This is a genomic window from Stenotrophomonas daejeonensis (assembly GCF_001431505.1).
GTDB lineage: Bacteria > Pseudomonadota > Gammaproteobacteria > Xanthomonadales > Xanthomonadaceae > Stenotrophomonas > Stenotrophomonas daejeonensis.
The window spans coordinates 12,041-30,459 of the sequence record NZ_LDJP01000062.1; the positions used below are offsets into that span (position 1 = coordinate 12,041).

20 protein-coding genes and 1 riboswitch are annotated in these 18,419 nt (G+C 67.9%); of the genes, 7 read left to right on the plus strand and 13 right to left on the minus strand.

Translation table 11 applies throughout. The features are described from left to right. Positions 1-5: 5 nt before the first annotated feature. Together ABB34_RS10660 and ABB34_RS14935 are read right to left on the minus strand one after the other, a co-directional pair. A complete protein-coding gene (locus ABB34_RS10660; RefSeq protein ID WP_169788710.1) occupies positions 6-1,259 on the minus strand; it encodes a DNA cytosine methyltransferase in 1,254 nt (417 codons plus the stop codon). A gap of 61 nt (positions 1,260-1,320) precedes the next feature. Continuing rightward, the gene (locus tag ABB34_RS14935; RefSeq protein WP_338062555.1) at positions 1,321-1,767 is read right to left on the minus strand and encodes a very short patch repair endonuclease; all 447 of its coding nucleotides are present in this window, start codon (positions 1,765-1,767) and stop codon (positions 1,321-1,323) included. 105 nt (positions 1,768-1,872) lie between these two features. Here ABB34_RS14935 and ABB34_RS10665 point away from each other — a divergent pair, with 105 nt between their 5' ends. After that, positions 1,873-2,310 (plus strand): DUF4920 domain-containing protein, encoded by a 438-nt coding sequence (locus ABB34_RS10665; protein ID WP_083490162.1) that lies wholly within the window; start codon positions 1,873-1,875, stop codon positions 2,308-2,310. Between the two features lie 129 nt (positions 2,311-2,439). Here ABB34_RS10665 and ABB34_RS10670 read toward each other — a convergent pair whose 3' ends face one another. From ABB34_RS10670 to ABB34_RS10685, 4 genes are all read right to left on the minus strand, one after another. Next, entirely contained in the window at positions 2,440-2,898 is a 459-nt protein-coding gene (locus ABB34_RS10670; protein ID WP_057641308.1) for a hypothetical protein, read from the minus strand. 106 nt (positions 2,899-3,004) lie between these two features. Next, the gene (pnuC, locus tag ABB34_RS10675) at positions 3,005-3,586 is read right to left on the minus strand and encodes a nicotinamide riboside transporter PnuC (RefSeq protein WP_057641309.1); all 582 of its coding nucleotides are present in this window, start codon (positions 3,584-3,586) and stop codon (positions 3,005-3,007) included. Further along, positions 3,583-5,763, minus strand: coding sequence for a TonB-dependent siderophore receptor (locus tag ABB34_RS10680; protein ID WP_057641310.1), 2,181 nt, complete (start codon positions 5,761-5,763; stop codon positions 3,583-3,585). Before ABB34_RS10680 ends, pnuC begins: the two co-directional genes overlap by 4 nt. A gap of 70 nt (positions 5,764-5,833) precedes the next feature. Beyond that, a riboswitch (TPP riboswitch) is annotated at positions 5,834-5,928 on the minus strand. Positions 5,929-5,971: 43 nt separating this feature from the next. Then, positions 5,972-7,105: a phosphotransferase enzyme family protein gene (locus tag ABB34_RS10685; protein WP_057641311.1), complete on the minus strand. Its 1,134-nt coding sequence runs from the start codon at positions 7,103-7,105 to the stop codon at positions 5,972-5,974. A gap of 540 nt (positions 7,106-7,645) precedes the next feature. Here ABB34_RS10685 and ABB34_RS10690 point away from each other — a divergent pair. Together ABB34_RS10690 and ABB34_RS10695 are read left to right on the plus strand one after the other, a co-directional pair. Then, a complete protein-coding gene (locus ABB34_RS10690; protein WP_057641312.1) occupies positions 7,646-8,143 on the plus strand; it encodes a hypothetical protein in 498 nt (165 codons plus the stop codon). Between the two features lie 95 nt (positions 8,144-8,238). Beyond that, positions 8,239-8,568, plus strand: coding sequence for a hypothetical protein (locus ABB34_RS10695; RefSeq protein WP_057641313.1), 330 nt, complete (start codon positions 8,239-8,241; stop codon positions 8,566-8,568). A 22-nt stretch (positions 8,569-8,590) separates the two neighbouring features. Here the strand turns inward: ABB34_RS10695 and ABB34_RS10700 are convergent, their stop codons facing one another. The 4 genes from ABB34_RS10700 to ABB34_RS10715 form a co-directional block, all read right to left on the minus strand. Beyond that, positions 8,591-9,235 (minus strand): ABC-type transport auxiliary lipoprotein family protein, encoded by a 645-nt coding sequence (locus tag ABB34_RS10700; protein WP_057641314.1) that lies wholly within the window; start codon positions 9,233-9,235, stop codon positions 8,591-8,593. Next, entirely contained in the window at positions 9,232-10,158 is a 927-nt protein-coding gene (locus ABB34_RS10705; RefSeq protein WP_057641315.1) for an MlaD family protein, read from the minus strand. Before ABB34_RS10705 ends, ABB34_RS10700 begins: the two co-directional genes overlap by 4 nt. Positions 10,159-10,317: 159 nt before the next feature. Then, positions 10,318-11,160: an ABC transporter ATP-binding protein gene (locus ABB34_RS10710; RefSeq protein WP_057641316.1), complete on the minus strand. Its 843-nt coding sequence runs from the start codon at positions 11,158-11,160 to the stop codon at positions 10,318-10,320. A 35-nt stretch (positions 11,161-11,195) separates the two neighbouring features. Continuing rightward, positions 11,196-12,308, minus strand: a complete 1,113-nt coding sequence (locus ABB34_RS10715) for an ABC transporter permease (RefSeq protein ID WP_057641317.1) — start codon at positions 12,306-12,308, stop codon at positions 11,196-11,198. 85 nt (positions 12,309-12,393) lie between these two features. Between ABB34_RS10715 and ABB34_RS10720 the strand changes: the two genes are divergently transcribed. Next, positions 12,394-13,653, plus strand: a complete 1,260-nt coding sequence (locus tag ABB34_RS10720; RefSeq protein WP_057641318.1) for a threonine/serine exporter family protein — start codon at positions 12,394-12,396, stop codon at positions 13,651-13,653. 164 nt (positions 13,654-13,817) lie between these two features. Here ABB34_RS10720 and ABB34_RS10725 read toward each other — a convergent pair whose 3' ends face one another. The 3 genes from ABB34_RS10725 to ABB34_RS10735 all read right to left on the minus strand — a co-directional run bounded on the left by ABB34_RS10725 (position 13,818) and on the right by ABB34_RS10735 (position 16,537). Continuing rightward, positions 13,818-14,186, minus strand: a complete 369-nt coding sequence (locus ABB34_RS10725; protein WP_057641319.1) for an H-NS histone family protein — start codon at positions 14,184-14,186, stop codon at positions 13,818-13,820. A 152-nt stretch (positions 14,187-14,338) separates the two neighbouring features. Beyond that, positions 14,339-16,033 carry a proline--tRNA ligase gene (locus ABB34_RS10730; RefSeq protein WP_057641320.1) on the minus strand — a complete coding sequence of 565 codons (1,695 nt, stop codon included), beginning with the start codon at positions 16,031-16,033 and terminating at the stop codon, positions 14,339-14,341. A 135-nt stretch (positions 16,034-16,168) separates the two neighbouring features. Beyond that, on the minus strand, positions 16,169-16,537 hold the full coding sequence (locus tag ABB34_RS10735; protein WP_057641321.1) for a DUF4124 domain-containing protein: 369 nt from the start codon (positions 16,535-16,537) through the stop codon (positions 16,169-16,171). Positions 16,538-16,613: 76 nt separating this feature from the next. Between ABB34_RS10735 and pssA the strand changes: the two genes are divergently transcribed. Genes pssA through rimI form a run of 3 tightly spaced genes read left to right on the plus strand, consistent with a single transcriptional unit; the run spans position 16,614 to position 18,324 of the window. Beyond that, on the plus strand, positions 16,614-17,390 hold the full coding sequence (pssA, locus tag ABB34_RS10740) for a CDP-diacylglycerol--serine O-phosphatidyltransferase (protein WP_057641322.1): 777 nt from the start codon (positions 16,614-16,616) through the stop codon (positions 17,388-17,390). Further along, positions 17,387-17,830 (plus strand): hypothetical protein, encoded by a 444-nt coding sequence (locus ABB34_RS10745; RefSeq protein WP_057641323.1) that lies wholly within the window; start codon positions 17,387-17,389, stop codon positions 17,828-17,830. The genes pssA and ABB34_RS10745 overlap by 4 nt, the downstream gene beginning before the upstream one ends. After that, on the plus strand, positions 17,827-18,324 hold the full coding sequence (gene rimI / locus ABB34_RS10750; protein ID WP_057641324.1) for a ribosomal protein S18-alanine N-acetyltransferase: 498 nt from the start codon (positions 17,827-17,829) through the stop codon (positions 18,322-18,324). Before ABB34_RS10745 ends, rimI begins: the two co-directional genes overlap by 4 nt. Positions 18,325-18,419 lie beyond the last annotated feature (95 nt).

Sequence of the window (18,419 nt, forward strand, 5' to 3'; positions counted from 1 at the left end):
CAGTACTAGTCCTTGGATAGTAGCGCCTTCAGGTGCTCGCCCACGGCCTTGGCGAGGCCAACTGGTACCGCGTTGCCAATCTGCGTGTACTTGGGCACCTCGCGGTCGAAGATTCCCTCCCTGGGGTTACCCGCACGCCGGATGCCGCCGGTGGTGCGCTTGCCAGCAAATCGGTACCAATCCGGGAACATCTGGAGCCTCGCCCATTCCCGGACGGTCAGGACGCGGGGCTGGGAAAAGTGCACGTAGTCATCCGCAAGGGAGGTCGCGGTTATGGTCGGGCCTTCCTTGCCCCAGCGGGCCGGGAGCAAGCGCTGGGCGAATTTCTTGGTGCGGAACTCGCTCGGGACATGGCCGCCACTGGAATGCATCGCGCGAAACTTTGCCATGACGCGTTCGTTGTGCTTGCTGTATTCATGCTCCGTAAGCGGAGCGCCCTTCTTGTATGGAGGACCACCTTCCTGCGGCGTGCGCATGGACTTTTGGATGGCCGTGCGCGCGGATGCTGGATACTGGGTCGTGGCTCCTCCGTTCTCATAGTCAGGGTCAACTAGGTCGCCGAGCAGGTCGATAAGGTCAGGTGCGGTGGCTTCGGTCGGGGCAGGGAGGTAGCCGCGGGCTATGGCGTCCTCGGGATTGCCTTCGCGGGTGAGGGAAGCCTGGACGTCGTCACGTATGCCAACCATGAGGACGCGCGGACGATTCTGCGGGACCCCGTAGTCCTTCGCATATACCAGTGAGTACGCGACGGTATATCCGGGTATGTCCTGGTACGTGCCGAGGATGTCCCTGAAGATTTCCCCCTTTTGCCCTGATTCGGTCCATCTGCTGTTCAAGAGGCCACGGACGTTCTCGAAAAGAAACGCCCGCGGCCGCATCCTGTGGATGATCGCCGCCATGTCTTGGTATAGGTGGTTCGACGGTAGCTGCTCCTTGTCCACGGAATATGACCGCCGGTGCCCGATCCCGGAAAATCCCTGGCATGGCGGGCCGCCGACCAGCAGGTCTAGCTCGCCGTGCTGGATTCCAAACGTTCCTGCTAGCCGTTTCTCCAGTGCGGGTAGGAATTTTTTCTCCAATACCATCCCCTTGACATCGGCGGTGCTGAAGCCTGATTCCGCCAGCCACTCATGCCTTTCTTGACGATTCTGGATATAGGTGCGACGGGCATCGTCGTTTAGTTCATTTACGAAAACCGGGGTGAAGCCCGCTTGCTCAAGGCCGAGGGAAAGGCCACCGCATCCTGCGAATAGGTCCATGACCTTGAGGGTCCTTTTAACCACGGGAAGATCTCCTGAATATGCAATTGGCAAATACTGGCTAGGCGCCGTCTCGCTGGTTGCGACGTATGCGCTTCGCCAAGGCCTTGATGGTCCGCTCCCTGCCCGCGATGGTCCTTAGCTGGCATTCCCATACAACGTATACGTGCCAGCCTTGGCCCCGGAGTGCTTGGGCCACGCGCACGTCCCTGCGCTTGTTGGTCAGGAATTTTTTTTCCCAAAACGCGGGGTTCGTGCTAGGTATGCGTCCTTTCTGGCAGCTATGGGAGTGCCAGTAGCAGCCATGCACGAAGATAGCGGTGGAGTATCTTCGCATAACGATGTCAGGGCGTCCAGGGAGGTTCGCGACGTTCACCCGGAACCTGAACCCTTCGGCGTGTAGGGCTTTTCTTACGAACAGTTCTGGCTTGGTGTCCCGTCCCCTAACCCGGGCCATCCTCTCGCTGCGTTCGGTGGGGCTTAGGAAGTCCGCCATGTGCGCAAGCATGCGTATGTAGGAAGAAAATTTCCAGGGGGATTGTCGCGGGTTTGGCGGAAGTTGCGTGGACCGGCGTATTCTCGCCTCTACATCCTCAATTCGCTGGAGCCCCCCATGCGCCGCGTCCTTCTCCCCGCCTTGCTACTGGCTTCAACCAGCTTCGCTTATGCCGGCGAGCCTACCCGCTATGGTGCGCCGTTGCTCGCTACGGCAGTGATCCCGGTGTCCGAGGCGGTCGCTGCGTTCGACCAGCATGCCGGCAAGCCGCAGCGTTACAGTGGCCGCATCACCGATGTTTGCCAGGCGCAAGAGTGCTGGATGGTGCTGGAGGACAACGGCCAGACGGCGCGGGTGATGTTCAAGGACCATGCGTTCCTGATCCCCAAGGACAGCAGTGGTCGTGCCGAGGTGGTTGGCGTGCTGTCGCGCAAGGAGCTTGCGCCCGAGCAGGTCGAGCACATGCGTGAGGACGGCAAGGGCTTGGCGGTGTCGTCGGTGGAATACCGCATCGTGGCCGAAGGGGCAGAACTCGAGACGGTTCCGGCAGGATGAAAAGGCGGAGCCGATTGGTTCCCGGCTTGCAATCATCTATCGCTTTCCACGCCGCATGAATGCGACTGGCGATCTTCATTGACTCCAGCCGCCCCCGGGTTGGCTGGCGTCTGGCTCATGGGCCTCAAGCTAGCCTCTGCCCCTGCGCGCATCCCCCGACTTGAAGAACAGAAAGCCGGCTTCGATGCCGAGGGCAAACGAGGCACCAAGTAGAAGGGATTGCCAGAAAAGATCGCTTCCTGCGTTGCTCATTGCCATGACCGATAGGGTGAGAAGCAGGCCTATGGCGTGAACCACGATGCGGGAGGACCTTCCATATCGGTCCCAGTCCCCGCGCCTTGCGTGCCCCATGTCCCTGAAGCCGTGCTGGTGGAACATCTTGAACAGGTAGAAATGGCGCCAAGTGGAGGAGATCAGCCCGCGTTTGGCACCGGGGAGCGAAAACATCCACATGGACAAGGCCCCTATGGCATATAGCGCGGGCGGCAGCCATGCCCAGCCGTCTATGCGGCCATAGGTGACGCTGATTGGAGCCATCACGAAGAAGTGCAGCAGCAGGATCACCCCACCCGAAAGTCTGTAGCGCATTTCGACCTGGTTCTCCGCTGGAATGGTGGTGCGGAGGGAAGGGCAGGGCTTCCCTCTGCGGACCACTTTCGCAAATACCCGCGGCTTGCGCCACGCTTGCGGGGGTTCAATCAATTGCTGGCTTCAGGCCTTTGCCAGCATTGCTCCATGCCCGCAACCCCATCACTGCCAGCCCGATGAAGAGCAGGTACAACCCCGCGGTGACATGCAGCGACTTCACCACATACATGCTCACGTAGACCACATCCACCACGATCCACAGCCACCACGCGGCGGTGTGGCGGCGGGCCTGCCACCACTGCGCGACCAGGCTGAGCGCGGCGAGCATCGCGTCCAGCCACGGCAGGGCGGCATCGGTATAGCTGTGCATGGCTGCGCCCAGCGCGAGGCCGAAGGCCATGCCGAGGCCGAGGTCGCGGATGCATTCGCCGAACGGCAGTGGTGCGATGACGACGCGGCCGTCGGGCTTGTCCTGCCGGTGCCAGTTGATCCAGCCATAGAGCAGGAACGCGGCGAAGGCACCTTGCAGCAGGGTGTCCGAATACAGCCGGGCCTCGAAGAACACCAATGCGTACAGGCCGACGGAAACCAGCCCGATCGGCCAGGCCAGCATCCGCCGCTGCGCCATCAGCCATACGCCGAGGATGCTGAAGGCGACGGCTGACCATTCCAGAATCGCGGGGTTCATAGCGCGATGGTCACCGACAGGCGCGCCTGCCGCGGGGCGCCGGGGAACAGGTAGTAGTCGCCGGCGCTGCTGCCGGTGTCGCGCCAGTAGAAGCGGTTGAAGACGTTGTCCACCGACAGGTTCCAGTCCAGCGCGTGCCCCTGCAGCTGGTGCCGGAAGCGCAGGCCGGCGTCCACCACGCTGTAGCCGGGCGCGCGCACGCGGCCATCGACGGTGGCGACGTTGGAGGAGGCGTAGCGCCAGCCGCCGGTGATGCCGAGGTCGGGGGCGAACGGCAGCTGGTAGTCGGCATGCAGGCTTGCGCGCGTGGTCGGCACGTTGACCAGCGGGTGGCCTTCGTAGGCCGGCGTGCCGGTATCGTGCGCGCGTGCCCGCAGCACGCTGGCACTGGCGGTGAGTTGCAGGCGCTCGGTGATACGCCCCTGCGCGCTCAGTTCCAGGCCGGTGTGGGTCTGCTGGCCTTCCTGCACGAAGGTGTAGCCGTAGTCGCTGTCGTCAGGCCTGGCGTACTGGAACGGCCGGCTGATGCGGAACAGTGCGGCGCCCAGCGTCAGGGAATCCAATGGTATGTATTTGGCGCCCACTTCGATCTGGCGCGACAGCACCGAAGGCAGGAAGTTGCCGTCATTGCTGGTCCAGAACGGCGCCTCCTGGCCGAGCGCGATGCCGCGCACGTAGCTGGCATACACGTTGAGTTGGCCGGTCGCGCTCCAGATCAGCGCGGTCTGCGGCAGGAAGCGCGACACGCGGCTCTCGCGCTCGGGGTTGCCGCGCTTGTCCCATGCGCGTTCGTCCAGCTGCACGAAGCGGCCGCCGGCCAGCCATTGCCAGTTGTCGGCGAAGCTCACCCGATCCAGCACGAAGAGGGCTTTCTGGCGGCTGTCGAGGCGGCGCACGGAGGGGCCGGGTTCCAGTGGGGAAGGATCGAACTGCGGCACTTCCCTGTCGTGGATGTTGGCGGTGCCGACGTATTCGTTGACGTTGCGGCGCTTGTCCACGCTGCGGCGGAAGTAATCCGCGCCGGTCACGAGCTGATGGTCCACCGCACCGGTGGCGAAGCGGCCGCGCAGTTCGGCGCGCAGCTGCTGGTTGCGGCGGGTGTCGTCCGGGCTGCGGTAGTCGTAGATGTCGTAGTCGCCGTTGGGCGCGAAGTAGTTGCCCGGCACGCTGCCGTCCCAGCAGGACTCTGCGTAGTAGCAGCCATAGGCGAAGGCGACGTTGTCGTCGATCACCGAGCGGCTGTGGCTGGCCGACACGCGCGATTGCCACGCCGGGCTGAAGTCGTAGGTGTGCAGGGCGGTGATGTTGGTGCTGTCGATGCCCACCGGCTGCTGCCAGCGCTGGTAGCCGAGCATCTGCTTGCGGTCCACGTCGCGCGGCAGGGCGGTGGCGCCCAGCAGCTGGTAGCCCGAGACCGAGCGCTGCGCGCTGGTCTGGTAGTTGGCGTCCACTTCCAGCTTGCCGTGCTCGCCGAGCAGCCAGTCGCTGGCCAGCGAATAGAAATTGCGGCGGCCGTCGGCATGGTCGACATACGAGTTGCCGTCTTCCCATGCGGCGTTGAAGCGCAGGCCGATGCGCGGGGTCAGCCAGTGGCCCACGTCCACGGCGGCGTGACGCGAGCCTTCCGAATCGGTGCCGAGGGTGACGCTGCGCACTTCGGCCGGGCGCTTGCCGACGAAGTTGATGACGCCGCCGGGGGCGATCACGCCAGCGGCGAGGCCGGCTTCGCCCTTGAGGATTTCCACCTGCTGCACGTTCTCCAGCGCCAGCCGCTGTTCGCCGGCAATGGTCAGGCCGTTGAAGCGGTAGCCGGTGGCGGTGTCCAGCGCGAAGCCGCGGATGGCGATGTTCTGGTAGTAGCCCACCGGCGCGTAGCTGTCGCCCAGCGAGGCGTCGTTGCTGGCCAGTTCGGACAGCGTGCGCACGTGGCGGCTGTCGAGCAGGCTGCGGTCCAGCACGCTGACCGAGGCCGGGGTGTTCTTCCAGTCGCCGCTGCCGAAGCTGTTGGATTGGGTGTCCCTGGCGCCGGGCTGCCTGGCCTGCACGCGCACGGCGGCCAGCTCGGTGGTGGAGCGGGCCTGGGTGTCGTTGGCGTCGGTTTCGGGGGTGCTGGCATGCAGCGGCAGTGCCGCGCCCAGGGCGGCGGTCAGCAGCGGGATTCGGTAGCAGCGGTTCATTCGGTTCGTCATCGGCCGGTGGGGGAGACGAAGCGAAGGCGCGCATGCGCGACCGGCCACGAAGGCGGTGTGCCTGCTGCTCAAAGCTCCCTACGCCGGTGCAAACCGGATCAGGTTCCAAGGGACTCTCTCAGCCTGACTGGTCAGGCACCCCCGCTTCAGGGGCGTATTTGACCATAAACGGTACGGATTTGCCCCGCGTGCGCGTTCAGGCGGCGGCGTGCAGCGCGGCCAGCAAGGCCTGCCCGGCGTGGGTGCCGAACCATTCGGCGTGGCCCAGCAGGAAGGTGTGCCACGCCACGTCGGCGTTCGCGGTCGAGCCGGTGGCGCCGTGGAAATATTCGACCTCCGACAGTGCGAAATCGAAATGCACCACCGGCAGCAGGTCGGCCAGCAGGTGTACCTGCGCGGCGGATAGCGGCCGTACCTGCCGGTAGCCGTCGAGCAGGGCGAGCGCGGTATCGACATGCACGGCCTGCATGCCGCGTTCCAGCTCCAGCCACGCCACCGCGTTGCGCTCGATCGCGGTGGCCAGGTCGAACAGGGCGCTGGTGGGCGAGGCCAGGCCGAAATCGAGCACGGTCGCCACGTGCATGGCATCGCCTTCGCGGTGCCAGAGCAGGTTGGAGACGTGCCAGTCGTTGTGCGCCCACAGCCGCGGTTCGGCCTGCAGGCGCTGGTGCAGGCCCGCGTGCCACGGCAGCACGGTCTGCCGGAGGGCGTCCCGCCACGGCTTGCGCGACAGGTAGTCGGCCAGCGCCGGGCGTTCGCCGAAGTCGTGTTCGAGCCGTGCGATCGGGGCGGCGGCGCGGATCAGGTCGTCGCGCGCGACCAGCATGTGAGTACTGCGCTGCGGAGCGCCGTAGCTCGCCGATGCCCGGTGCAGCATGGCCAGCATCCTGCCGGCCTCCCGTGCCTGGTCGTGCTCGGCAAGCGGCGTCCACGAGGGGACGTCGCGGTACAGGTCCTGCCCGTCGGCCACGGCATGCAGTTCATAGGTCCAGTCGCCATGCTCGACGGTGGTGGCGCCGTCGCGATCCCGCAGCACCTCGACCACCGGCACGCCCGCGCCGGCAAGGTGGGCGATGAAGCGATGCTCCTCGGCCAGGCTCGCCGCGTTGCGCACGCCGTGGTGATGGCGCTTGATGAATACCTGCCCCGCCGTGCCCTCGACGATGGCGGCCGCCGACATCGGGCGCGGGCTGTGCCACAGCGCGGCGCCGGCGCCTTCAAGCTGCGGGAATCGCCCGCGCAGCCATGCGACCTCGCGTTCGCTGATCGCGGGCCAGTCGGCGGGCACCTCGTCGTTGTCGAGGCCTTGGACGCGGTGGTCGGTGTTCATTGGGGGACGGGCAGGGCACGGGATGGTGTCGTGATGAAGCTAGGGTAGCGGCAGCGCCCGGGTTTGCGCGGGTTCGTGCCTTGCCCGTGGCAAGGAATCCCGGTTCTTTGCCCGGGCGCGGGAATCATGCCCGGAGCAATGGCGGTGGCGTGGCACGCATGGGACCGGGTGTTCCTGTAGATGCGGGGCTCGCCCCGCATGGGGCTTTCCCGGTGAAGCCCCGTGCCGGGCAAGCCCGGCACCTACGGGGCTCCCCAAGGGCGGCCCCGGCGGACGTGCGTTTCCCGCGGTTGACGAGAAGAACCGACCTTTCCGCAGTGGGCACGCGGTCATCTTTGTATCCATTCCGCCACGCAAGGCCACGCCGCCCTAACCGCTGCCGGTGGAGGCTGGGTGTGCGGCAGGTGTCGCGTCGCGGAGGGAGACTGCGTGATGATCCGCCACCCCAATACCGGCCAGGTGCAGCAACAACCGCGTGCAGGGCCAATCCGGCGCGACAGCCGCCCGCTGGCGGCGTATCCGACTGAAGGAGATATCGCCATGAAGAAGCGGCATGTATTCAGTGCATCCAGCCTGCCGATGGCCGAGGCGGCGGTGGTGGCCGCGCGCCGTGCCGGCGTGGACAACGACGACATCCTGCTGGTGGCGCGCTCGGACATCGAGAAATACGTGATCCCCGACAAGCGCAAGATGGCCGACACCGACCTGATCACCGCCGCCGGCCGCGGTGCCGGCTATGGCGCGGCCACCGGCCTGCTGGCGGGGCTGGTCGCCGTGGCGGTGCCGCCGCTGGGCATCACCCTGGCTGGCGCGGCGGCCGTCGGCGTGGCCGGGGCGCTGGTCGGCAGCCTGGCGGCGGCGCTGCTGGGCGCGACCGTGCCCGACCCGGTGCGGCAGGCGTTCGACGACGAGATCGAGGCGGGCAACATCCTGGTCGTGGTCGATGGCGAACCGGAGGTGCTGGAGGTCGCCGGCCCGGCCATCGCCGGGCTTGGCCTGCAGCCGTTGCCCTATGAATCCACGTCGGCACTGACCTGATGCATGGCATGCACGCCGGTGGCGAGGGCATCGACGCGGCATGCACGCGTGGGCGGTGATCGTCGCGGTTCTTTTCCAACCGTGAGAGCCGCCGCATGGCCCCGTCCCCACCGCACACGCCCGATGGCCGCTATCTGGTGGTGCGCGGGCGGCTGTGGCGTGCCGCCAACCCGCATCTGCCGGAGGCGCAGCGCCAGTCATGGGTGCGGCAGTTGATGGCGGCGCGACGGGAGGTGGGTCTGGCCCGCCGCCAAGGCGACCGCGAGGCGCTGGCGCGCGCCGGTGCGGCGGTCGATGCCGCCAAGCGTGCGCTCGGCGAGCGTGGCCCGGTCTGGTGGGACGATGGCGCGCCGGACTACAACCGCCATCTGGTGAAGAACACGCCGTATGCGGCGTGGCATGCGCAGTGGACGGCGGCGGAATGAGCGCGGGGACTTGCCCGCCGGTTCAGCGCCGGTCGGCGCTGGCCTGCCAGTCGGCCTGCCCGGCGGCCAGCGTCCAGCCGACCAGTTCGGTGGTGGTCCTGCCCAGCGCGGTTTCGAATGCCGCCGCCACGCTGGCCACCTCGGTGCCGGCGGCCGGTTCGGCCAGCAGGAAGGTGCGCGAGGCCACCACGCGCTGGTTGAGGCTGTGGATCAGCTTGGCGTTCAGTTCGATGGTCGCCGCCGGATGCGCGTTGCCGGCGTAGTCCGACTCGAAACGGCGCAGGTCGATGCTCAGCTTGTAGTCGGCGCGGATGCCGCTGGCGATGCGCGCCACCGCGGCGATGCGGCCGGAATCCTCGAAGCCGCGCAGCAGCGCGTCCTCCAGCATGTCGGTGGCTGGCTGCGACCAGGTTGCGCCGCGGTAGACCTCAAGTTCCGCAGGGGTGGGGCGCACGTTGATGCGCGGGCTGTCCACCATCCGCGCCGCGGCCGGCTTGGCGATGGCCAGCTGCCATTCCACCTGCGGCCAGGCCGGGTCGGCGCTGATGCGCGCCTGCGGCGCGTAGATCGTGATGGGGTGGCGGTCGTTGCTGGCCAGCAACGAGCAGCCGGCCAGGGCCAGCAGGCAGAACGGGGCGAACAGGCGTGTCGGCAGGGAGCGCTTCATTTCGGTTCGAACTCCTTGGGGGCATCGCGGCCGAGCAGGTAGCGTGCGGGGTTGTTTTCGAGGCGGTCGCTGACCCGGCGCAGGTCGCGGATCAGCCCGCGCAGCTCGGTCAGGGTGGGACCGAGCTGGGCCAGGCCGTCGTTGGCGAAGCTGTTGATGGCGGCGCGGTTCTCGCCAAGGATGGCGTCGGCGTTGCCGGCGGCCGAGTCGAGCTTGCCCAGGCTGGCGTCGAGCTTTTCCAGCGTGGCCGGCAGTTGCCGCACGATGTTCTGGTCCAGGTGCTGGAGGGTGCCGTTGGCGGTGGCCAGGGTGGTGTTGAGGTTGCGCGCGGCGTCGCGCGCCTCGACCAGCAGCGCCTGGGTGCCTTGGTCGCGGTCGGCCAGCCCGCCGCTGATGGTTTCCAGGTGGGCCAGGGTGTTGGAGATGCGGTCCACGTTGTCGTCGCTGAGCAGTTCGTCCATGCGCTCGACCACGCGGTTGGCCACGTCGGTGATGTTCTGCAGCGCCGAGGGCGTGGTCAGGATGGTCGGCACCGGCTCGCGGCTGGCGGTGGTCAGCGCCGGCGCCTGCGGGCTGCCGCCGCTGAGCTGGATGATCGACGGGCCGGTGAGGCTGGTGATGGCCAGCTTGGCGCGGGTGTCGGTCTTGACCGGGGTGGTGGAGTTCAGCCGCACCTTGGCAATGACCTTGCGCGGGTCGTCCGGCGCCAGCGTCAGCTCGGTGATCGAGCCGACGGCGATGCCGTTGTATTGCACCGGGCTGCCCACCGACAGGCCGGTGACGGCTTCGTCGAACACCACCCGGTACTCCTGCCAGGTGCGGTCGGAGGAATACTTGGCCGCCCACAGGCCGAAGCCGAGCAGCGCCAGCCCGACGATGAGGGTGAAGGCTCCGATCAGGACGTAATTGGCTTTGGTTTCCATGGGGTCACGGCCGGGAATGGGTCAGGTTTAGTAGATGCGGGGCTTGCCCCGCATGGGGCGTTATCGGGATGGCTCGGTGTGGGGCAAGCCCCACACCTGCGGCGGGCAGGTGTTCGGAGTATTCCAGCGGTGCGGTGGTGGCGAGGCAACGGGAGCGGTTCATTCCCGTTTCCCCGTTCCCCGTTCCCCGCTTTCACGCGCCGCCCGCGCGCGCGGGCCGTGGAAATATTCGCGTATCCACGGGTGGTCGAGGCGTTCGATGTCCGGCAGCGGCGCGCAGGCGATCACCTTGTGGTCGGCCAGCACCGCCACGCGGTCGCAGATGGCGTAGAGCGTGTCCAGGTCGTGGGTGATCAGGAACACGGTCAGGCCCAGCGCTTCCTGCAATGCCTTGATCAGCCGGTCGAAGGCGGCCGCGCCGATCGGGTCGAGGCCGGCGGTGGGTTCGTCGAGGAACAGCAGCGGCGGGTCCAGCGCCAACGCCCGCGCCAGCCCGGCGCGCTTGCGCATGCCGCCGGACAGCTGCGAGGGCAGCTTGTTGATGGCGTCGGCCGGCAACCCGGCCAGCTTCACCTTCAGCAGCGCCAGCTCGTAGTGCCAGGCTTCCGGCAGTTCCGGGTAGTGCTCCTTCAGCGGCACCTGCACGTTCTCGCCGACGGTGAGCGAGGAGAACAGCGCGCCGTCCTGGAACAGCACGCCGGTGTTGCGCTCGATGTGCAGGCGCGCGGCGGGCTCCTCCGAGCGCGCGTCCTTGCCCAGCACCTCGATCCGGCCGGCATCGGGCCGGCGCAGGCCGAGGATGGAGCGCATCAGCACCGACTTGCCGGTGCCCGAGCCGCCGACCACGCCGAGGATCTCGCTGCGGCGCACGTCCAGGTCAAGCCCGTCGTGCACGGTCTGGCTGCCGAAGCGGTTGACCAGCCCGCGCACCTTGATGACGGCGTCGTCGCCATCGGGAACGGTGGCAGCCCCGGTCTTCGCCGGAGCAGCGGCGTCCTCCATTTCCCGTTCCCCGTTCCCCGTTCCCGGCTTCATCATCACCAGTCCATGTGCATGAACCACAACGCCGCCAGCGCGTCGAGAATGATGACCAGCGAGATGGTCTGCACCACGCTGGAGGTGGTGCGCTCGCCCACCGATTGCGCGGTGCCTTCCACCTTCAGCCCTTCCAGGCAGCCGATCAGGGCGATGATGATCGCGAACACCGGCGCCTTGGACAGGCCGACGAGGAAGTGCCGGGCCTCCATCGTCTCGTGCATGCGCGCGATGTACATCTGCGGCGGGATGCCGAGGTCGAACGCGCCGACGGTGACGCCGCCGGCCAGGCCGGCGATCATCGCGATGAAGGTCAGCAGCGGCAGCATCACCAGCAGCGCCAGCACCCGCGGCAGCACCAGCAGGTCGACGGGGTCCAGGCCGAGGGTGCGGATGGCGTCGATCTCCTCGCGCGCCTTCATCGCGCCGATCTGCGCGGTGAAGGCGCTGGCGGTGCGCCCGGCCAGCACGATGGCGGTGAGCAGCACGCCGAACTCGCGCAGGAAGGCGATGTTGACCAGCTCCACCACGTAAATTTCCGCGCCGAAGTCGCGCAGGATGGTGGAGCCGAGGAAGGCGATCACCGCGCCGACCAGGTAGGACAGCAGCGCGATCAGCGGCACCGCGTCCAGCCCCACTTCCTCCATCTGGTGCACGGTGGCGGTCAGCCGCAGGCGCCGCGGCTGGCGCAGCAGCCGCGCCAGCTTGGCCAGGTTCTCGCCGAAGAAGCCCAGCAGCACCACGACGTTGCCGCCGATGGCGTGCATCGAGCGGCCCAGCCGCTCCAGCGCCGCGGCCACGCCGTAGTCGCGCTGCGGCTTGGGGCGTTCGTCGGCCACTTCCTCGATGGTGCAGACCAGCGCGCGGTGGTCATCGCGGAACAGCAGCGCCTCGTCGGGCAGCCCGGCGCGGTGCGCGAAGCGCAACAGCTGCAGCACGCCGGCCGAATCCAGCTGCTCGATGCCACGCGCATCCAGCGTTTGCGGCGAGGTGTCCAGCGCGCGCAGCAGCTGCGCCGACTGCAGCGCGGTGGACAGCGTCCAGTTGCCGGACAACCTGAGCTGGCCGTCGGCATCGGGGTCCATCGCGCAATGGGGCGGTCGGGGCTGTTTCATCGCGGGCATCCGTGGCCGAGCATAACCTGTCATTCCGTTGTCTGCGGGCGAGTACGGCGGCCGCTTCCGGGTGATACTAGCGCGCATGTCCGCCGACCCGACCGCCCTTCTTCCCAACCGTGCCACCTACGCCCAGCGCGTGGCATTCGTCTCGGAGATCGCAGGCCGCCTGCACAGCTACGGCACCACCGCGCAGCGGCTGGAAGCGGCGGTGGTGGGGTTGTCGCAGCAACTGGACCTGGACTGCGAACCGTGGTCGAACCCGACCGGCCTGATCCTGAGTTTCAGCGACCCGACCCAGGCCATCGGTTCCAGCGACATCACCCGCGTGATCCGGCTCGGGCCGGGCGACAACAACCTGCACAAGCTGGCGATGGCCGACCAGATCGCCGATGCGGTGGCCAGCGGGCAGATGAGCATCGCCCAGGGCCACACCGCGCTGCGCCAGCTCGACCGCGACCCGACCTGGCGCGACAACACGCAGATGCTGCTGTCCTTCGGCCTCGGCTCGGCCGGCGTGGCGGGCATGTGGCGGCTGCCGTGGCTGGACGTGGTCACCGCCGGCATCACCGGGCTGCTGATCGGCGTGCTGCTGTTCTATGCCGACCGCCGCGTCGCCACCCGCGAGGCCGGCGAAGCGCTGGCCGCGATGCTGGCCGGTTTCGTGGTGGTGCTGGTGGCCACTTTCATCGGCCCGCTGAACCAGAACTCGGTGATCATCGCCGCACTGGTGGTGCTGGTGCCGGGCATGACGCTGACCAACGCGGTCAACGAGCTGACCAGCCAGCACTGGGTATCGGGCACGGCGCGCTTCGCCGGCGCGCTGACCACGATCATGAAACTCACCGTCGGCGCGATGATCGCGGTGACCATTACCCGGCTGCTGGGGCTGGAGCCGCAGATACGCGCGCTGCGGCCGCAGCCGGAATGGGTGGAATGGGGCTCGGTGGTGCTGGCGTCGTTCGCCTTCGCGATGCTGTTCCGCGCCGCGTGGCGCGATTATCCGTGGGTGATGGCCGCCTCGCTGGCCGGTTATGCCATTTCCCGGTACGGCGGCCAGCAATGGGGCGGCCCGGTCGGCATCTTCCTGGCGGCGATGGCGCTGGCCGCGGCCGGCAACCTCTTCGGTCGCGTGGTGCAGCGCCCCGGTGCCATCGTGAGGCTGCCCGGCATCATCATGCTGGTGCCCGGCAGCATCAGCCTGCGCGGGGTATTGAGCCTGGTCCAGCAGCAGAACGTGAATGCCGGTGAATCGGCGCTGCTGACGGTGATGAACGTGGTGATGGCGCTGGTGGCCGGGTTGCTGTTCGGCAACCTGCTGATTCCGGCGCGGAAGAATCTCTGAAGGCCTGAAACGCATTCACAGGAGCGACGTCAGTCGCGATCGGGTTTTACCGGTAAAGCTTCATCGCGACTGACGTCGCTCCTGCACAGGCTGGCTTGCCGAACCCAGTCCCGAAAAAAAACGCCGGCATTTGCCGGCGTTTTTTCAGCGAGGTATTCCCCGGATCACTTCTGGATCAGGAAATCCTCGACCTTGCGGCCGTTGCCGGTGTATTCGGCCAGCCAGCGCGGCTGCTTGCCACGGCCGGTCCAGGTATTGGCGGCATTGGCCGGGTCGCGATACTTCGGGGCGATCTTGGTGCCCTTGTTGGGGTTCTTCGCGGCCTTGGCGGCACGCGGTGCGCGGGTGGCCCGGGGGGCGCCCGCGCCGAACAGTTCGTCGATGCTGTAGCCGGCCTTCTGCGCGGCCTTCACCAGTTGCGCACGCACCTTGGTGATGGGCTGGCGCTTGGAAACCACGGTCTTGCGCTTCTGCGCGTCGCGGATCAGGGAGGCCAGTTCTTTGGCCGACAGGCCGCTCAGGTCAATACTCATCGGTTACTCCGGATAATGGGGCAGGGGGTATCGCCATTCCGTGGCGGCGCCGCGAGCATAACGGCATCGGGGCGCGCTTGACAAACCCCCTTCGTATTCCGGAAAGGCAGGGCGGACATGAAAAGGCCGGGGTATTGCCCCGGCCCCGTGGATTAACCGGCGATTTTCCGCAGTATCGCCGCCTTGTCCAGATTCTCCGCCTCGCTGGCGCTGCGGGCACGGTATTCAAAGGTGCCGGCGGCCAGGCCGCGCTCGGACACCACGATGCGGTGCGGGATGCCGATCAGCTCCATGTCGGCGAACATCGCGCCGGGGCGCAGGCCGCGGTCGTCCAGCGCCGCGTCGATGCCGGCGGCCTGCAGTTCGGCCAGCAGCGCCTCGGCGGCGGCGGTGACGGCCGCGTCCTGCTTCGGGTTGATCATGCACACCACCGCCTGCCACGGTGCCATCGCCGCCGGCCAGACGATGCCGGCCGCGTCGTGGTTCTGCTCGATCGCCGCGGCGACGATGCGCGACACGCCGATGCCGTAGCAGCCCATCGCCATCACCGCGGCCTTGCCGTTCTCGTCCAGCACCGTGGCCTTGAGCGCCTCGGCGTATTTGCGGCCGAGCTGGAATACGTGGCCGACCTCGATGCCGCGCGCGATTTTCAGTTCGCCGCCGTCGCGGGCACGGTCGCCGGCCACCACGTTGCGGATATCGGCCACTTCCGGCTCGGGCAAATCGCGGCCCCAGTTGACGCCGGCGATGTGGAAGCCCTTTTCGTTGGCGCCGACGACGAAATCGGCCATCGCCGCCACGTCGCGGTCGGCGACCACGCGGATCGCCTTGCGCGGATTCAGCGGGCCGAGGAAACCCGGTTCGCTGCCGAGGTGTTCGGCAATCTCGACCTCGCTGGCCATGCGGTAATCGGCCAGCCCGGCGACCTTGGCCAGTTTGATTTCATTGACGTCGTGGTCGCCGCGCACCAGCGCCAGCACGAAGTCGTTTTCGGCCGTCATCACCGCCACCGACTTGACCGTGCGCAGCAACGCGATGCCCATCAGCGCGGCCACGTCCTCGCAGGTTTTCTGGGTCGGGGTTTCGACCTTGCGCAGTTCCTCGCTGGCGGCCGCGCGCGGGGCCGGGTCGGCGGCGACGGCGGCCTCGACGTTGGCCGCGTAATCCGAGCCGGTGGAAAACACCAGCGCGTCCTCGCCGGAATCGGCGATCACGTGGAATTCCTGCGAGGCATCGCCGCCGATCGCGCCCGAATCGGCCTGTACCGCGCGGAATTCCAGCCCCAGCCGGGTGAAGATGCGGGTATAGGCCGCCTTCATGTTCTCGTATTCGGCGACCAGGCTGGCCTCGTCCAGATGGAAGGAATAAGCGTCCTTCATCAGGAATTCGCGCGCGCGCATCACCCCGAAGCGCGGGCGGATTTCATCGCGGAACTTGGTCTGGACCTGGTAGAAATTGACCGGCAGCTGCTTGTAGCTGGACAGCTCCTGCCGCGCGAAATCGGTGATGGCTTCCTCGGCGGTGGGGCTGTAGCAGTATTCCTGCTCCTTGCGGTCGCGGATCTTCAGCAACTGGTTGCCGAATTTCTCCCAGCGCCCGGTTTCCTCCCACAGCTCCTTCGGCTGGATGGTCGGCAACTGCAGTTCCACCGCGCCGGCGCGGTTCATTTCCTCGCGGACGATGGCCTCCACCTTGCGCAGCACGCGCAGGCCCAGCGGCGACCAGGTATAGAGGCCCGAGGCCAGCTTGCGGATCATGCCCGCGCGCAGCATCAGCTTGTGGCTGACCAGCTCGGCGTCGGCGGGGGTTTCCTTGGTGGTGTGCAGGTGGAACCGGGAAAGGCGCATGGCGGGGGTCGCGAAACGGCGGGCCGGCCATTTTGCCAGAAGCCCCGGCGGGGCATGGGAACTTCCCCGTGGCCGCCGGGCTTTACCGTAGCTGCCGGGCTTGCCCGGCAGGCGCCGGCGGGGCGAGCCGTGCCGCTACTTGCAGTAGACCGCGGCGGCGGCCTCGGCCAGTTGCTTCTGCGCCGCGCGCTGGGCCTCGTCCAGTTCCGCGTCGGGCTTGCCGTCGCCGTCGGTGTCCTGCATCACCGGGCCGCTGCCGGCCAGCAGCTTCAGGTTGTCGCGCGCCGAGGTGCACTGCGGGGACGCTTCGGCCTTGGCCGGCTCGGCCTCGGCCACCGGGTCGCCGTTGTCGGTGATGCGACGGGTTTCGTACTTCTGCCCCTCCGGCGGACGCTCGGAGTACTGGGTGACGCCGTTGGCGTCCTTCCACTTGTACAGGGGGCCGGCCACGGCGGTGGCGCTGGTCAACAGCAGCAGGCAGCAGAGGCTGGGCAGGGCGCGCATGGCGGCTCCGGATGCTTGGGATCGGTCGATTGCAGCATCCGGTGACTCCTCATGCAAGTCGATTAAACTTCCGGGCATGGACCAGAACCGCCCACCGCCACGTTCGCGCAGCATCTACCTGCTGCCCAACCTGTTCACCACCGCCGGCCTGTTCGCCGGCTTCTACGCGATCATCGCCGCGGCCAACGGCCAGTTCGTCAACGCCAGCATCGCCGTGTTCGTGGCCGCGGTGATGGATGGCCTGGACGGCCGCGTGGCGCGCCTGACCGGCACCAGCAGCGAATTCGGCGTGCAGTACGACTCGCTGGCCGACCTGGTCAGCTTCGGCATGGCGCCGGCGCTGGTGATGTACCACTGGGCGCTGGCCTCGCTGAAGTTCGATGGCGACGTGATGGGCCGGGTGGGCTGGGCGGCCGCCTTCCTGTACGCGGCCTGCGCGGCGCTGCGGCTGGCCCGCTTCAACACCCAGGTGGGCGTGGTGGACAAGTGCTGGTTCGTCGGCCTGGCCAGCCCGGCGGCGGCGGGGCTGATGATGTCCTTCGTCTGGGCGTTCGCCGATGGCGGCCTGGGCTGGAACGGCGAGGAACTGCGCTACGTGGCGCTGGGCGTGACCATCCTCGCCGCGCTGCTGATGGTCAGCCGCATCCGTTTCTGGAGCTTCAAGGGCGGCAACGGCAAGGGCGCGCGTTCGGAGCGGGTGCCGTTCGTGGTGCTGGCGCTGGTGCCGATCGTCATCGCCATCATGGTGACCGACCCGCCGCGGGTGCTGTTCGTCGTCGGCGTGATCTACGCCTTGTCCGGGCCGGCGATGTGGCTGTGGCAGCGTTGGCGCCAGCCGGCCGCGGTGGAATGAACGGCGCATCGCCCGTGTCCGTGTGGTCGGCATCGCAGCAGGCGTGGCTGCAGGCGATGGGGTATGCGGTGTACGTGGAGGGTGGCGCGCTGGACGCGCTGCCGCCGGTGCAGGCCGGGATGCCCGTGATGGCGGCGCACGAAGCCGTGCCCGAGCGCCCGCGCGCGCCTGCGCGCCGCGAACCGGCCCCGCGGGTTTCGCCGGAGGTGCCGGCCACCGCGCCGGAAACGCGCGCCGCGCCGCCGCGTCGGGGCGGCGGCCCGCGCCTGCCCGACCGCCTGCAGATCGCCCTGCTGCGGGCTTCCGGCTGCAATCCCAACGATCCGCAGACCCGCGCGCTGATGGAAGGCTGGCCGCTGGCCGAGCTGCGCGCCAACCCGGCGGCCAAGCGCGCGCTGTGGCCGCAGCTGCGCGCGCTGCGGCGGAAGCAGCGGCAATGAACGCGCTGGCGGTTGCGCCGGCGCCGCTGCTGCGCCCGATGCACGAGGGCGACCTGGACGCGGTGATGGAGGTCGAGCGCCGCGCCTATCCGTTCCCGTGGACGCGCGGCATCTTCCAGGACTGCCTGCGCGCCGGTTACTCCGGGCGCGTGCTGGAGCTGGATGGCTGCCTTGTCGGTTACGCGATGCTGAGCATCGCCGCCGACGAGGCGCACGTGCTCAACGTCTGCGTCGATCCGCATCGCCAGTCGCACGGGCTGGGCCGGCGCCTGCTGCGCGAACTGGTGCGGCTGGCGCGGCAGCGCGACGCGGTGCGGGTCTTCCTCGAGGTGCGCCCGTCCAATCGTCCGGCCATCGCGCTGTACCACAGCGAGGGCTTCAACGAGATCGGCCGCCGCCCGCGCTACTACCCGGCCGAAAACGGCCGCGAGGATGCGCTGGTGATGGCGATGGAGCTGGTGGACGCGGATATCGCCACGATGCCGCCGTTGTAGGTCGGGGCTACGCCCCCGACGTTTCGTGCATGTCGCCGTCGGGGGCTTAGCCCCGACCTACGGGCTGTAATTGGATTTTGCAGGAGCGCACCTTG